Source organism: Vampirovibrio chlorellavorus (assembly GCF_003149375.1).
Taxonomy (GTDB): domain Bacteria; phylum Cyanobacteriota; class Vampirovibrionia; order Vampirovibrionales; family Vampirovibrionaceae; genus Vampirovibrio; species Vampirovibrio chlorellavorus_B.
In genome coordinates this window covers 74,672-90,111 of record NZ_QFWH01000002.1, presented here as the reverse complement: position 1 = coordinate 90,111, position 15,440 = coordinate 74,672, and the positions used below count along the sequence as shown (strand labels likewise).

The following is a 15,440-nucleotide window of genomic DNA, read 5'->3' as shown; positions in this document are numbered from 1 at the left end:
TTAACCCACCTGTTGGGGCACGTTGACCATCTGCTTGCCTTTGGTGGTGATTTCCGCTTGCAGTTGCTCGGCAAACAGGCTGAGGGACACCGCCCCCAGGTCGCCTTTGCTACGGCTGCGGACGGCCACCTGATAGGCTTCCAGTTCCTTGTCGCCAATGATCAGCATGTAGGGCACTTTCGCCAACTGGGCCTGCCGGATTTTATGGCCGATGCCCTCGTTGGAGGTATCCGTTTTGGCCCGCACCATATCCGCCCGCAGGGTGGCTTCCACTTGCTGGGCATATTCCACATGTCGATCGGCAATGGGCAAAATGGCCACCTGTTGGGGGGCCAGCCACGCCGGGAAAGCGCCGGAGTAATGCTCGATCAGCGTGCCAGCGAAGCGCTCCAGACTGCCAAAAATGGCCCGGTGAATCATGATGGGCCGCTTGGCCTGACCATCCCGGTCGGTGTACTTCAGGTCAAAGCGCTCTGGCAAGTTGAAATCCAGCTGCACAGTAGAACATTGCCAGGTGCGGCCAATGGCGTCCTTCAGCTTGAAGTCGATTTTGGGGCCGTAGAAAGCGCCATCGCCTTCATTGATTTGATAGGTCAGGCCATATTCTTCCAGGGCTTCCTTCAGCGCCTGCTCAGCCTGATCCCAAATGGCGATATCCCCAATGCACTTTTCCGGACGGGTGGACAACTCCACCTCAAAGCTCATATCAAACAGCTTTAGGGTGTCATCCACAAAGCGAATCACTTCCACCACTTCGCTGCGAATCTGATCGATGCGGCAGAACAGGTGGGCATCATCCTGCGTGAAGCCCCGCACCCGGCTGAGCCCGTGCATGGTGCCGGATTTCTCGTAGCGGTACACGGTCCCCAGCTCGCTCAGGCGCAAGGGGAGTTCCCGGTAGCTGCGAATGCGCCCCTTGAAAATCAGCACGTGCATAGGGCAGTTCATGGGTTTGACGATGTATTCCTGCTCGTCGATTTCCATGGTGTACATGTTTTCCATGTAAAAACCGGTGTGCCCGGAGGTGTCCCACAGGTCCCGCTTGGCGATGTGCGGGGTGTACACCAGGTCGTAGCCCCGCTTGCGATGCTCACGGCGCCAGTAGTTTTCCAGCTCTTCCCGCACCGTGGCCAGGTTGGGATGCCACAGAATCAGACCGGAGCCCACCTCCTCTTCTATGCTGAACAAGTCGTATTCCTTGGACAGCTTGCGGTGATCCCGCTTGTCGGCCTCTTCCATCTGGTGCAGGTAGGCGTCCAGATCTTTTTGCTCCCAAAACGCCGTAGCGTAAACCCGTTGCAGCATGGGGTTATTGGCATCGCCACGCCAGTAGGCACCGGCCACGCTGAGAATTTTAAAGGCCTTCAGCCAGGAAGAATCCGGCAAGTGCGGACCTTCGCACAGATCAAACCAGATGTCCGCGCCGGTTTTGGCGTCTTTATTGATGTACAAGGTGCTTTCCGGGGCGTCTTTGTATTTTTCCAAAATCTCGGCCTTGTAACGCTCTCCGGTGGTTTTAAATTCAGCGATTTTGGCTTCAACATCCGGAATCACGAAGCGTTCAAACAGTTGCCCTTCTTTGGCGATGCGCTGCATTTCCGCTTCAATTTTGGGGAAATCATCGGGGCTGAGCTTGTGGTTGGGAATGTCCAAATCGTAGTAAAAGCCGGTTTCAATGGAAGGGCCGGTGGCCACTTTGGTGCCCGGCCACAGGGTTTGCACCGCTTGGGCCAAAATATGCGCGGCGGAGTGGCGCAATACATCCAGTGCTTCAGGATCTTTTTTGGTGAGGATGCGCACGGTGTCCCCATCGTTCAAGGGGGTTCGCAAATCCCGCACGGTACCGTTAATCACGGAAGCCATGGCCGCGCGGGCCAGCCCTGCCCCAATGGCGGCAGCCAGATCCTGCACGGTAGCCCCTTGGGCCAATTCTCTCACGCTACCATCGGGAAGTTTTACCTGAATACTACTTGTCATGGGAACCATCGCCGTTTCTTGCTGATTAATAACAGGCCTGACCCGGACGGGTCAGCGTAGGGGCACGCAAAGGCTATCCTACTTTACACCACTCATTATATGCACAACAAAAGGAAACCCCAAATCAAGGCCGGACAGCTTCCAGAGCAAAGACAATCCCGCAGAGCCGAGAGAAAAACAGAAGCGGCTACGGGCTATTCTGTTCGTATTGCTCCAGCCAAGCTGACAGCTCCTGAGCAGCCGAAGAAGGGTTGACTCGGGCATAATCGGCGGCAGTGTAGCCTTCATGATCCTTTTGCTGAGCCTTGGCCCCATTCTCCAGCAGAAGGTTGGCCAGCGTGACATTGCCGTGCAGGGACGCCCACATTAAAGGGGTCCTCCCGCACCAGTCCCGAGCGTTAAAGTCGGCCCCAAAAGTTTTGCACAACCGGATAATGCTGCGAAGCGTCTCAAAGGAACGCTCCGGCTGTAAAAGCCGTCCATTGGCCAAGAAGTGAAGCGCTGTCTGGTTTGCAACATCCTCCACCGTGTTAAACAAACTGCTCTGGCGCACCACGGAAGACTGTGTTCTCAGAATCCTCAGAATGCTGGGCAGATCAGCCTGATGCATGGCGTTTAAAAATTCGGCGTGGTTCCGTTCCCAGTCCCTGACATTCAACGCTTGCTGAAACCGGTGGCGCGGGGTGTCGGACAGCTTGGACATTTCCGACTGCCCTGCACTCACAGAATCACGAGCCCCAAAACGTGGAGATGGAGCAAGGGGATCCCTGGGACGACTACGATGGGACCCGGAGGCCAAAGGAAGGGGGCTGGATCGATGGGAGGAAAACGTAATCATGGCGTTCTGCCGAAACTCCTGTGGTGTTTTAGGGTGAAAAATAAAAAGACAGGTATTCGAGACTAGCGCAGACCCATCGCCTGTTTCAGCCCATCCACCCACTTGCCAATGATATCTTTGTCCTCATGGGCTTTAATGCGCTTCAAAGCCTCCTGGGCGGTTTGGTTGGTGGCGTTGATTTTGGAATCCAGATACGCCAGCCGATTGTTCAACTCGCCCAGCGATTGCTCTTGAGATTCCAGGCGGTTTTTAACGTCGCTGGCTTTCAGGGCGTCGTTCATAGTGGCCAGCTGACCAGACAACTGACTGATCTGGAATTGCTGATAAGCCACCAGCAAAACAAGGGCCACGGCAAGGCCTGCCAAAACATAAGTGGATTGCTTGCCCAGACGATTCTCCGGAGCGGGAGAGGCGAATGAGGTGCCACCGGGATGGGCAAACGGTTTTACGTTGGAAGCGGCAGGGTGTTGGGTATCTGTCATAAGGCATCTCCTCTGGATGAATGGCCGATGGGTAATAAAACCGGATCAGACTGGCGCGTTTGGCAATTACTAGAAAACAAAACCGACGCCTGAATTGTCGGATGCTCGTTCAAGGTTAACATCCCGTGCAACCCGGCCCATTTTTTTTTGATTAATGAAAAAGTTGCTGCAAACTGTCCAAAATCCCCCCTGACTGTTTTTCAGGAGGATTCTCCTCGGAGTCACCCGATGATTCAGCCGCCGTCTCTTCCGACTGCCGCAGTCGATCGCTGGCGGCTCGTTTATCAATCACTTTGGCCACCTTACTGTCCATATAGCCAAGCCGGGCGTTAATTTGCTCCAGTTGCGCCTGCGTTTGTTCATTCTGGGCCTCCAGATTTCGCAGGCGGTTCAGCAAGTCCAGATTGTGGCTGTTAAGCACTTTGTACTCATTACCCAGCTGTTTGAGTTGTCCCTGCTGATAGAGGGTAATCAGGGTGAACGCCAGTGCCAGGGCAATCAGGGCTTTATTTCGCATGAGGAGAACTCCTTATAAAACGGTGCCACCCGGTGTGTGTGTCAGCAATGGACGTTTTCCGGGGTGGAACGAAATGGTTTGCCCCATCGGGGCAGGCGGCCTAAGGCCTGTCTGCTCTATAGTGTAGCGGAAATACCGGCAAACCGTGGGCAAACGTTAGAGCTGAGCGGAGGAGGTCGCTGCGTTTTTTGATTCGTTTTCAGGTAAAATGCCCCTGAATCCGTTTTATTTTGTGAGCGAGAGGCTTTATTTTTTATGTCTGCCACCCTAAGCGCCCCGGTACTGCCGGAATATTTAAAAGGCCGGGATTTTTTAACCTTTCTGGAATACTCCCCTGAAGAATTGCAGGAATTGCTGACCCTGGCGGCCCAGCTCAAGCAGCTCAAGCGCAACCGCATTCCCCACAAATTGCTGGAAGGCCTGAGTGTGGCCATGTACTTTGAAAAACCCAGCAACCGCACCCGGGTCAGCTTTGAGGTGGGCATTTACGATCTGGGGGCGCATCCCTTTATGTTGCGTAAAGATGAAATCAATCTGGGCGTGCGGGAAACCATTGCCGACACCGCCCGTACCCTTTCCCGCTATGTGGATTGCATTATGATTCGTACCTTTGCCCAAAAGGACGTGGAAGAACTGGCCCAGTGGGCGGATGTGCCAGTGATCAACGGGCTGACGGACGATTACCACCCCTGCCAGGTGCTGGCCGATTTGTTGACCGTTCAGGAACGCTTTGGCAGCTTTAAAGGACGCAAACTGACCTACGTGGGCGATGGCAACAATATGGCCAACAGCCTGATGCTGGGTTGCGCCATGGTGGGCATGGATGTCACCATTGCCAGCCCCTCCGGCTACCAGCCTCAGCCTGCCATGGTGGAAAAAGCCCAGAGCATCGCGGCCCAAAGTGGGGCCACCGTGGCGGTGTCGGATGATGTGAAGGCCGCCGTGAAAGACGCTTCCGTGGTGTACACCGATGTGTGGGCCAGCATGGGGCAGGAAGCGGAAGCGGAGGCCCGCAAGCAGGTCTTCAAGGCTTATCAGGTCAATGCGGAGAATCTGGCGCTGGCCTTGCCGGAGGCCATTGTGCTGCACTGCTTACCCGCCCACCGGGGCGAGGAAATCACCGCCGAGGTGCTGGAAAAACACGCCGATGTGATTTTTGAGCAGGCCGAGAACCGCCTGCATGCTCAAAAAGCAGTTATGGCGGCCATTATTCGCTAATTCAGAGGTTTACTAATTTAGAGACAAATCCCCGCCGGTGCGTGTATTGGCGGGGATTTTTTTATTTTGTTCTTTAGGGTGACATTAACGCCCTGGCATCCACCCATGGATCAATCATGTCCCCCGCCAAAGTTCGGCCATGAGGTGGTCATTTTTATATGAGACTTTGATTATGATTTGAATGTGAGCAAGCCGAAAGAGAGGTCACCCCAGATGTTGAACTTCAATCAAATCACCAACTGGTTCCCGCAGTTCAGAAACCCTTTTGTTAGCGTCCGGGTGAAATGGCTGTTTCATCATAGTTATCAATACTAAGCCTGCGCCTGATTCTTTTCAGGCTGGCACTTCCCTAGAATGGCCGAGCCGTATTAGACTAGGGGTATGCTTAAAGTTTTAATCTCCAACGATGATGGCATTTACGCCACCGGCCTTCAGACATTGGCCGCCAAATTATCCCAGCATTACGAGGTTTATGTGGTGGCCCCGGATCGGGAGCGCAGCGCCATGGGTCATGCCCTGACCCTGCACAAGCCCATTCGTATTGACGAAGTGGAAATGAAGTTTCCGGTAGCCAAGGCCTTTTCCACCAGCGGCACCCCCAGCGACTGCGTCAAGCTGGCCTTGAACGCCTTGCTGGATGTCAAAATCGACGTGGTGGTCTCTGGCATTAATCATGGCCCTAACCTGGGGTCCGATGTCATTTATTCCGGTACGGTCAGCGCAGCGCTGGAAGGGGCCATCCATGGCATCCCCAGTATCGCTGTGTCCCTGGTCAACGGCTCGGACAAGCTGGCCGACTTTACCCACGGGGCGGAATTTATCGCTGAGTTTTTGCCCACGGCCATGAAGGTGGGCATTCCGGCCAAAAGCATCCTGAATGTGAACATCCCGGCGGTGTCCAAGCACCACTTCGCGGGCGTGCAAATCACGGAACTGGGCACCCGCATGTACACCGACAGCTATGAGCGTCGGGTGGATCCCCGTGGTGGGGTCTATTACTGGCTGGCCGGGGAAGTTATTGAAACCGGCGAGGCCGAAGGGACAGACGTGGAGGCCATTCGCAACAATATGGTGGCGGTATCCCCGGTGCATTACAACTTGTCCAACTACAGCGCCATGACGCTGCTCAAGGAAAAACTGGACGTTCAGCACTAGCCAGCAAATCCCCAGTCACCGGGCTTGGCCCTGCCTTCAGCCTGATTGTTGGTCAGGCTGGCTGACCTGATTTTGCTTTGTCCATTCTGCGTTGGAGCATAGGCAGCGCCGACCGTTTAGGGCACAATATAAGCTGATCGTTTTTTATGGTGACCTGCTTGTTTGCGTGTGTTTATCAGGAGGAGAGTAGTCATGACCCAATCGCATGAAGAGTTAACGCTGCCCATGGCCCAACCGATGGCCCGCCGGGAATTTTTAAAACTGGCCGCCGCGATGGGTGGTAGCGCCCTGGCCCTCAGTCAGTTCCGGCTGAATGCCCAGGCCGCCGCCAAGCCCGCCCCCAAAAGCATGTCCGGCAAGGGCCTGCCCAAGGATCACCCCATGCACCCTTATGATGCCAAGGAAAGCATTCAGGCCAAGACCTTCGAGAACCTGTCCACCGTGGAAGGCATCAGCCAGAATCAGCTGGAGCAGCACTTGGGCCTGTACAAAGGCTACGTCAGCAAAATCAACGATATTGAAAGCCAGATCAGCGCCATGCAGCCGGATCTGGAGAAAATGAATGCCACCTACAGCCCTTACCGGGAATTACACGCCGAGCAGACCTACGCCCTGAACGGGGTGATTTTGCACGAGTATTACTTTGAGAACATTGGCGGGGCCAAGACTGCGCCCACCGCCACAGAGATGGTGCATAAAATTTTCACCCAGGAATTCGGCAGCTGGGAGAATTACGTCAATCACCTGCTGGCCGTGGGCAAGTCCTCCCGGGGGTGGGCTTTAACCGGCTACAACATGCGCGATCACCGGGTGCATAACTACGGGCTGGATCTGCACAATCAGGGCGTGCCGGTGAATGTGATTCCCCTGCTGGTGCTGGATGTGTACGAGCATGCCTACATGATCGACTTTGGCACCAAGCGGCCCGCTTACCTGCAGGCCTTTATGAACAACGTGGACTGGGCTGTGGTGGAGGCCCGCCTGAAGACTATGATTCTACACGGCTAGGTCCTGCCTGGAAAATCCTAAATGGATACATCCCGCACGGATAAAGTCCGTTCCTGAAATTTAACGCCCAGAACCGCTTTAAACCCCGGTCACTTGCTGAGTACCGGGGTTTACGCTTGGCAAACAGTCTCCATACCGAGACAATCACTTTCATTCTCTAAAATGCCCTGTAAAATAGAATGCGCCGTAATAAAATGCGCTGTAAAATGAAAAGAATCCCCCATTACAGGGCGTCAAGCGTATGACCGTAGAAACCCCGGAGCAACTCGCCAGCCTCCGTAAAATTGGCCGCATTGTGGCCCAAACCATTCAGCTGATGGGCAAGCATATTCAACCCGGCGTGACCACGCTGGAACTGGACGCCATTGGCCGCCAGTATCTGGAAGCCCACGGGGCACGCTCCGCCCCCGAGTTGATTTACCAGTTCCCCGGCGCCACTTGCATCAGCGTCAATCACGAAGTAGCCCACAGGGTGCCGGGGAATCGGCGCATTCAACCCGGCGATCTGGTGAACATTGATGTCTCCGCGGAGCTGGACGGTTACTTTGCCGACAGTGGGTACTCCTTTTTGGTAGGCACGGTGTCAGACGTCAAGCGGGCGGTTACCCGCACGGCTCAAAAAGCCCTCAACCGGGCCATTGCCGTTGTTCGGGCCGGGGTTTCTCTCAATGCCATCGGCCGGGCCATCGAAACCACCGCCCGGGAGGCGGGTTGCAGCATTATTTTAAACCTGGGCAGCCACGGAGTAGGCACCGCATTGCATGAAGAACCCTTTTTTATCCCCCCGTACTTTGATGCCGCTGATACCCGAGTACTTGCGGAGGGCATGGTCATTACCATTGAGCCCTTTATTTCCAACGGGGCCTGGGAGGCCGCCCAGGCTGAGGATGGCTGGACACTGTACACCGCGCCGCATTTCGTTACGGCCCAGTACGAGCATTCCATGGTGGTGACCCGCACCGGAGTGACCCTGTTAACCGCCGCTTAACCGGCATGAAAGCGGAAATTCGGTGCCAAAAGAGCAGTCTGAAGATTTAACCCAGTTTTTCCAGACTTTTTTACTGGTGGGCTTTGGATAAGCGGGGATTCTTGGTTTCTTTGAGCGGTATTGTAGATACTGACTGCGTCTGCCCCCCGTTTTTCAGGCGATCATTTTCACGATCCAGCGGAGAGCCTACCACCTGAGTGGCCAGCCCCAGCCTACGGAACAAAGCGATGATCCAGTAAGTCACATCCAGCTCGTACCAGACAAAGCCCATTTTGGCGGAACGGGCATGGGCGTGGTGATTGTTATGCCAACCCTCTCCCCAGGTGAGCAGGGCCACCCACCAGTTGTTGCGGCTGGTATCCGGGGTGTCATAACGCCGGTATCCCCACAAGTGGGCGGCGGAATTAACCAGCCAGGTGACATTCAGCCCATAGATAATTCGCAAAAAGCCGCCCCACACCAAAATGGACAGCCCCATTTTAAGCCCCCCGCCCAGCCAGTAGCCCAAGCCAAACAGCAGCCCCAGAAACAGGACGTTAATCGCACTGTAATACCGCTCCAAAAAGCGCAGGCCCGGATCTTTCCACAAATCGGGGGCCAACCGGCGCAAGGTTTCCTCAGACTCATCCAGCTGAGGATGCCAGAAAAAAGGCCACAAAAAATGGGCCCACCACACGCTGTACTTTGGAGAATGCGGATCGCCCGCTTTGTCCGTCTTTCCGTGGTGCAGGCGATGGGTGGCCGTCCACCAGATGGGGCCTCGCTGAAAAGCCAGACAGCCCAAGAGGGCCAGAACATACGTGAGCGGTTTGGCCAGTTGATAACTCTGGTGGGCCAACAGGCGATGGTAACACAGGGTGATCCCCAGACAAATGGTAGAAAAGGAAAGGATTCCCATCACCAGCAGGCCTTGCCAGCTAAAAGTGAAAAATCCGGCCAATGCCACCCCGTGCAATAGCACATACAGGGAAAACAAGGGGGCGTTAAAACGCTGCCAGGTAGCATAAGCGGGTAACGCGGAGGAGGGTAGAAAACGGGAAAGAATCAAAAAAGTCTGCTCTCTCGATAAAAAACAAATTGGAGTGCGGTTACTATATATGGAAACATCATACCGCAAATACCCGAACATCCCCGTAGGATAGTTTTTTCTTGTACGGCCACCCTGTTTAAGATACAAGGAAATGCTAACAACTTTGAAACCTATGAAAAGATTGGAAAAACCCCTCATGACAGATCATCAGAACCAAGACGCATTGATTGATGCCTTGAACAACATTGCCAGCGAACTCAAACGCATCAATCAGGCTTTAGCTGGATTGGGGGGACAAACCGCTTCCAGACCGTCCGCGCCCAGCGCATCCCGAGGCCCTGCCTCTTACCGAAGCACGGCAACCGGCAGAGGCCCGGCCCCCCGTGGCGAAAAGCCCGCCTATGGCAAGTCCCGCCGAGAAGGCTTTGGGGCGACGGAGTCCGACAGTGAAGAGCGTGAAGGCGCACCCCGCTTTACCGGCAAAAAACCGCCCCTGCGTTCCGGCATTAAAAAGAAGCCCACCAAAAGCCCCTTGTCTTTCAAGAAAAAAGAAGGCTACCCCAAGCGCCCCAAATAGGCGTCTGACCAGCCACACCATACACAAACTGGGCCCAGCACTCACGCTGAGGCCCAGTTGGCGCATGAATCAAAAGCCTGGGTGAATATCCGCAATGAAGGCGGCACTGTCTGTCATCAGAGCTGAGTGCTATCAGGGCTGGCGCAGGCAGGTTTTACGGGTGACTTGTCTACCCTGCTGCAGTCTGGTTTTGCTGCTGCTGGTCAGTCCGGCGGGTGCAGTTGGCCTGATGCTGTTGCGATTAGGGCTTGCCGCTGGATTGAGTGACGCCGGTTCCTGGAGTGATAGACACGCCCAGATGCTTGGCTCTTTTCTCGGCCTGACGGCGCCAATTTTTCTCGTCCCTGGACTCCGTGGCATACTGGACGGCCAATCGCTGATGCAGCAAGGCCAAAGCCTCTTGATCCCGACGCGCCAGACTTCGGGCCACCTGCGCATGAACCCGCCCATGGGCATAGCCAACCTTGAGGGTTTCCGTGACCGCGTTTTGCCAATACGCGTTGGAAATCCGCCGGGGAAGAATGGACAGGGAAGCCACATGCTCTTCTAGCAGGTTCTGACTGTGCTGTACACGTTGCTGCAATATCTGGGCCGCATCCGCTTGCGCCGTCCCCTTGAAACTTTTTGCCGACAGCAGCGCTTGCGCCCCACTGTAATCCCCCAGTTCAAACAGTTGCCGGGCCAATGCCAGGCCATTGACGGACGAGGTTCTGGCATAGTTCAGCAAGCGCTGGTATTGGGCATGATTCCCCTGTAAGAAGTGCAGTTGGAGGGTTTCTCCCAGCTGGGCATCGGCGGGCGTGTAGTTGTCCGGCAGGGGGGGCAAGGCCTGTAAGGGGTCCAGAAACAGCAAATTTAAACGATTGGCAATATCGTACCCCTGCGCGGATTCGCCATTGGCCACCGCCGTGTTCAATCGGGCCTGCGCAAACTGACGAGCCTGGGCCGTAGCCGGGTCTTTCAGCAAGTCCAGCCGGTTAACAAGGCCCCGGCCATGCTGGTAGGCCGCCTGCAGAAAGAGATTGACCACCGCTTGCTGAGCGTCTGGATTGACATTGCTGTCGGACAGCACAGGCCCCACAAAGCCCAGCCCTTCGCTGTAAGCCTCATCCCATCGCTCTGCGTCTGCCAGACGGGATAACAGCAATTGAGCCAGGTAAGGCTGGCTCGGGCGATCCTTCAGCAGGGTTTTCAGCAAGAGGATACCGCGATCCACCTGCTTGCGCTGATCGTAAATCTTGAGCAAGGCGTCCACGGAATCCATATCCGCAGGATTCAGGGCAATGGCCTTCTCCAGAGCCTGAGCGGCGTCCTCCGGCTTCATTTTCAATTCGTAGGACTGGCTGAGGAGCTTCAGGCCATCCGCGTCTTCCGGGACAATCTGTAGCATTTGCTTCAGATTGATGATGGCGTCATCCACCTTGCCCGTCTCCAGAGAAGCTTTAGCCAACAGCAGGAAAATCTCCGGCTCCCGGGTGGTGGCTTTCTTAATCCCGTACAAATGCTGCAAGGCCTCTTCCGGCTTTTTCTGGGCCAGCAGCAACTCGGCTTCAGCCAGTTGAACGCTGAGGTTGTTGGGGCCATAGCTTTTGGCCTTTTTGACCCACTGTTCGGCATCACTGACCCGACCGCCGGAAAGCGCCACCTTGGCCAGACCCGCCCAGGCATAAGAAAGCCCGGGGGAAAGCCGGGTGGCCTGTCGAAACGCCCCTTCGGCAGCAGAAAGCCCTGATTCAAAACCTGCCTTGTCCCCGTGTTTTTGGGCGTACAAAGCGTGGGAGTAATGCGTCCAGCCCAAACCGTTCAAAGCGCCGGCCCGCAACCCCTGAGGCTTGTTACGACTTTTTTCCAGTACTTCGTTATACTGCAGGATGGCTTCCTGAAAATTCCCCTCGGCGCGTAGAATTTGCCCCCGCATCATCTGCAACGTCAGATTGTTTGAAGATTTTGCCAGGCGGCTGTTCACCAAGCGCAGGGCATCGTAATACCGGTGTTCATCCAGCAGGATCAACAAGGGATCGCGTGGTTTGGGCGGCCTGACCTTTTCCACGGCGATGGTTTTGATGATGACCTGTTTACTCCCGGGGACCGACTGAATAATGACCGTGGGGGCCGGTTCGGCGGGAGGCGAGCCCGTGGGCAGTAATTTCTGATCCGAGGGGGGCACAAAGCCGGGCGGATAATATTTTTTTGCGGCGTGTGCCGGGCTCTGAACAATCTGCACAGTGGCACTCAGCAACAAGCCGGTCACACACAGCAACGCTCCCTGATTCTTCATCCATTGCTCCCCGATGAAAAAACAACTCTTGAATACTGCAATGACTCACGCCTCTGGCAAATTACCGACAAGCCTTGATCACTCGATCATCCTGAGCAAGACGCTGGCTCATCACAAAAGTTTCTATGTATTTTATACGGCTACTCAATTTTGTCTATTGTACGAAAAAAATCGGGAAGCAGAGTATAATAATCGGACATTCAAAGTGCTTGGGCATTTTGAGGTACTGGTGAACGCTGGAAAGGACAACTAACCATGGAAAACGTCACGTCCACCAAATCCCAGGTAATCCGTCTCTTTATCGTGGAAGATTACCACCTGACACGCATGGGCCTGATGGCTGTGCTGGGAGAGTTCCCCCAAATTCAATTTATCGGGGAAGCCGAATCGGCAGAAGAAGGGTTGAGCAAACTGGAGCAGAACTGTCCGGACATTTTGCTGCTGGACCTGGGCCTACCGGGCATGAACGGCATTGACATGGCGCAAGAAGTGCGCAAACGCTACCCGGATGTGAAAATCGTCATCCTGACCTCTCACAGTGAGGAGCAGGAGGTCATTGCCGCCCTTGGGGCAGGGGCCAACGCCTATGTGCTGAAAGATGTTAAACCGGAACGGCTGGTTCATATAATTGAAACCGTTCAGGACGGGGCCGTGTGGCTGGATCCGGCCATCGCATCACTGGTGCTGACGCTGGTGAACGACCCTGCCGCCCTGGCCCAGCAAAAACGGCAAATCCACCAGGCCGAGAACCCTTCTATGGAATCCGACCTGACCGAACGGGAACTGGAAGTGCTGCAGCTGATTGTAGAGGGTAAAAGCAATCCGGAAATCGCGGAACAACTGTGCATCAGCATCCACACCGCCAAAGCCCACGTGGGCAGTATTTTAAACAAACTGTGCGTCAACGATCGCGTGCAGGCGGCCATTAAGGCCTTGAAGGAAAACATTGTATAACCCCGTATAATCCCAAAAATCCCCATATCATTCACCCAGGAGAGAGGACATGACTCAAAAATATGTTGGCCTGTTGTTAGGCGTGGCCGTCTGTGCCAGCAGCCTTGTGATCCTGTCGGGCTGCGATGAAAAAGCGGCCAGTCAGGCGGCAGCGCCTCAAAAAGAAGCGACCGCGTCTCAGCAGGCCAGTGAAGCGAGTGAGACCAGCGAAACCGGCAACGCAGCCTCCGTCAGAACCGTCAGTGGCATCCGGATTGAAGACGTGGAAGTGGGCGACGGCACGGAAGCAAAACGGGGCAACACCGTTTCGGTGAACTATCTGGGCACCCTGGCCTCCAACGGACGGAAATTTGACAGTTCCTACGACCGCAATCAACCCTTTACCTTCAAACTGGGTTCCGGTCAGGTGATTGAGGGCTGGGAAAAGGGGATTGTGGGCATGAAAGAAGGCGGCAAGCGCATTTTGACCATCCCTCCGGAGAAGGCCTACGGCCCCAACGGCTACCCCCCGGTTATTCCGGCCAACGCCACCCTGCAGTTTGAAGTCGAACTGGTTGAAGTGCAATAAGGACCTCTCATTTTGCTAGAGCTACTGCAACAGCCCCAAACCTACGTCAGTCTGGCCAGTTTAACCCTGCTGGAAATTGTTCTGGGGATCGATAACATCATCTTCATCTCCATTCTGGCTGGCAAGCTCCCCCAAGAGCAGCGCAACAAGGCCCGAATAGCAGGACTGGTGCTGGCGTTGGCAGGACGACTGGGACTATTGCTGAGCATTGCCTGGCTAACCAAGCTCACCCAGCCTTTACTGAGCCTGGGTGGGCTTGCGTTGTCCGGTAAGGATCTGGTTTTACTGGGCGGAGGCTTGTTCCTGATTGTTAAAAGCGCTCAGGAAATTTATGATAAGGTGGAAGGCGAACATCGTGAGGGCAGTACCGCCACCCCCAAATCGGTGACCATGGCCAGCGTCATTTTCCAGATCATTTTGATCGATATGGTTTTCTCCCTGGACTCCATCATCACCGCCGTGGGTCTGGTCTCTCAAATTCCCATTATGGTTACCGCCGTTGTCATTTCGCTGATCATCATGATTATTGCCGCCGGGAGCATTGGTGATTTTATCGATCGGCACCCCTCAGTTAAAGTGCTGGCCCTCAGCTTTTTGCTGATGATCGGGACGCTGCTGGTTGGTGAAGCCTTCGGCGCCCATATTCCCAAGGGCTATGTGTACTTCTCACTGGCCTTCTCCCTGTTTGTGGAATTTATTAACATCCGGGCGCACACCCGCCCACCCGTTACAAAAATAGAGACCCAATAAAAGCGAAAAACAGCGACAATGCTGCAAGTAAGCGCCTGAAAAGCACTGCCTCCCTATTCTATTTTTTTGCGAACGGTCAGCCAATAACGCTGGGGACTCTCTTTAAAGGGATAATACCAGGCTGGATTCTTGCGCAGGCCCTTCACCAGCACTTCAAAGTGCAGATGCGGCCCGGTGGAATGACCCGATGAGCCCACTTTGGCAATGGGCTGGCCTTTCATAACCCTGCTACCAACCGGCACCAACAATTGGGAGCAATGGGCATAGCGGGTCTGCAGGTCGCCGCCGTGATCCAGAACCACACTGTACCCATAGCCAGACTCCCAGCCGCTGTGGGTAACCGTACCATCCGAAATGGCGAAAATTGGCAGACCCGCCCGGGCGGCCAAATCAATCCCCTGATGGGGGCGTCCCCAGCGCTGACCATAGGGTGAGGAAATATGGGAATAATCCACGGGCAAGGGGACCCGCACCGTCTGTAAAGACGGATGAAAGCGTCCCAACCCCAGGGTCTGAAACACCGTTTGCTGCCAGGGCAAGGGCAGCAGCGCAAAAAGCATCAGGGCGATCAGGCCACGAGTGGCCAGCGTGGTGACAGCAGCCGTCAGGAAGCCGGGCCGTCGCCGGGTAATCCCGCCATGGCCAGCCTGCCCACCGCAAACAAGAGGCTCCCCTTGCCCCTGAGGGCCACGGGTCTTTGTGCTTTGCCGAACAAACACGGATGGCTTGACTTGCGAGAAAGGGTTCTCCACCGGGCTGGGCTTTGTCTGTGCTGAAAGGGGCATACCTGGCCTTCAAATGAATTGAGGATCGTTCCTCTGACAGTAATCTGGTGACAGTAATCTGGCGCCTGAGAGTCATCCGGCTGGATTCAGGCCGTTCGGCAGCATATATAAGTACACAAAACAAAGCCACACGCCAAGCAAAAACCGGGCAACGACAACACCACAAAACACAACAGGGACACCACTGGCCACAGGGCAAAAAAAAGAACCCCATCAGACGAGAAGAGGTTCCGCGAATTGATTCAACCAACGTAGAGCTCTACTATAAAGAATGAACAGCCCGGTGTACCGGATAAATCTTCGGTTTTACCAAAC

General features: G+C 55.0%; 15 protein-coding genes. 8 read left to right on the top strand and 7 right to left on the bottom strand.

Annotated elements, in window-relative coordinates:
* From thrS to DF283_RS02750, 4 genes are all read right to left on the bottom strand, one after another.
* Complete coding sequence (gene thrS / locus DF283_RS02765) at positions 1–1,977, bottom strand: threonine--tRNA ligase (protein WP_303673185.1); 1,977 nt, start codon at positions 1,975–1,977, stop codon at positions 1–3.
* A 187-nt stretch (positions 1,978–2,164) separates the two neighbouring features.
* Complete coding sequence (locus DF283_RS02760) at positions 2,165–2,680, bottom strand: ankyrin repeat domain-containing protein (protein ID WP_303673184.1); 516 nt, start codon at positions 2,678–2,680, stop codon at positions 2,165–2,167.
* A gap of 197 nt (positions 2,681–2,877) precedes the next feature.
* Positions 2,878–3,297, bottom strand: a complete 420-nt coding sequence (locus DF283_RS02755; protein WP_303673183.1) for a hypothetical protein — start codon at positions 3,295–3,297, stop codon at positions 2,878–2,880.
* 151 nt (positions 3,298–3,448) lie between these two features.
* A complete protein-coding gene (locus tag DF283_RS02750; RefSeq protein ID WP_303673182.1) occupies positions 3,449–3,814 on the bottom strand; it encodes a hypothetical protein in 366 nt (121 codons plus the stop codon).
* A 255-nt stretch (positions 3,815–4,069) separates the two neighbouring features.
* Here DF283_RS02750 and argF point away from each other — a divergent pair, with 255 nt between their 5' ends.
* From argF to map, 4 genes are all read left to right on the top strand, one after another.
* On the top strand, positions 4,070–5,032 hold the full coding sequence (gene argF, locus DF283_RS02745; RefSeq protein WP_303673181.1) for an ornithine carbamoyltransferase: 963 nt from the start codon (positions 4,070–4,072) through the stop codon (positions 5,030–5,032).
* 381 nt (positions 5,033–5,413) lie between these two features.
* A complete protein-coding gene (gene surE, locus DF283_RS02740) occupies positions 5,414–6,187 on the top strand; it encodes a 5'/3'-nucleotidase SurE (protein ID WP_303673180.1) in 774 nt (257 codons plus the stop codon).
* A 192-nt stretch (positions 6,188–6,379) separates the two neighbouring features.
* On the top strand, positions 6,380–7,195 hold the full coding sequence (locus DF283_RS02735; RefSeq protein ID WP_303673179.1) for a superoxide dismutase: 816 nt from the start codon (positions 6,380–6,382) through the stop codon (positions 7,193–7,195).
* 241 nt (positions 7,196–7,436) lie between these two features.
* Positions 7,437–8,183: a type I methionyl aminopeptidase gene (gene map, locus DF283_RS02730; protein WP_303673178.1), complete on the top strand. Its 747-nt coding sequence runs from the start codon at positions 7,437–7,439 to the stop codon at positions 8,181–8,183.
* Positions 8,184–8,253: 70 nt separating this feature from the next.
* Here the strand turns inward: map and DF283_RS02725 are convergent, their stop codons facing one another.
* On the bottom strand, positions 8,254–9,231 hold the full coding sequence (locus DF283_RS02725; protein ID WP_303673177.1) for an acyl-CoA desaturase: 978 nt from the start codon (positions 9,229–9,231) through the stop codon (positions 8,254–8,256).
* A gap of 178 nt (positions 9,232–9,409) precedes the next feature.
* Between DF283_RS02725 and DF283_RS02720 the strand changes: the two genes are divergently transcribed.
* Positions 9,410–9,790 carry a hypothetical protein gene (locus DF283_RS02720; RefSeq protein WP_303673176.1) on the top strand — a complete coding sequence of 127 codons (381 nt, stop codon included), beginning with the start codon at positions 9,410–9,412 and terminating at the stop codon, positions 9,788–9,790.
* 241 nt (positions 9,791–10,031) lie between these two features.
* On the opposite strand, the gene DF283_RS02715 is transcribed toward DF283_RS02720, so the two are convergent.
* Positions 10,032–12,068 (bottom strand): tetratricopeptide repeat protein, encoded by a 2,037-nt coding sequence (locus DF283_RS02715; RefSeq protein WP_303673175.1) that lies wholly within the window; start codon positions 12,066–12,068, stop codon positions 10,032–10,034.
* Positions 12,069–12,323: 255 nt separating this feature from the next.
* Between DF283_RS02715 and DF283_RS02710 the strand changes: the two genes are divergently transcribed.
* The 3 genes from DF283_RS02710 (at position 12,324) to DF283_RS02700 (ending at position 14,340) form a co-directional block, all read left to right on the top strand.
* Entirely contained in the window at positions 12,324–13,022 is a 699-nt protein-coding gene (locus DF283_RS02710; RefSeq protein ID WP_303673174.1) for a response regulator, read from the top strand.
* A gap of 247 nt (positions 13,023–13,269) precedes the next feature.
* The gene (locus DF283_RS12780; protein ID WP_443082986.1) at positions 13,270–13,590 is read left to right on the top strand and encodes an FKBP-type peptidyl-prolyl cis-trans isomerase; all 321 of its coding nucleotides are present in this window, start codon (positions 13,270–13,272) and stop codon (positions 13,588–13,590) included.
* 12 nt (positions 13,591–13,602) lie between these two features.
* Positions 13,603–14,340 carry a TerC family protein gene (locus DF283_RS02700; protein ID WP_303673172.1) on the top strand — a complete coding sequence of 246 codons (738 nt, stop codon included), beginning with the start codon at positions 13,603–13,605 and terminating at the stop codon, positions 14,338–14,340.
* Between the two features lie 53 nt (positions 14,341–14,393).
* On the opposite strand, the gene DF283_RS02695 is transcribed toward DF283_RS02700, so the two are convergent.
* On the bottom strand, positions 14,394–15,125 hold the full coding sequence (locus DF283_RS02695) for a M23 family metallopeptidase (protein WP_303673171.1): 732 nt from the start codon (positions 15,123–15,125) through the stop codon (positions 14,394–14,396).
* Positions 15,126–15,440: the final 315 nt, after the last annotated feature.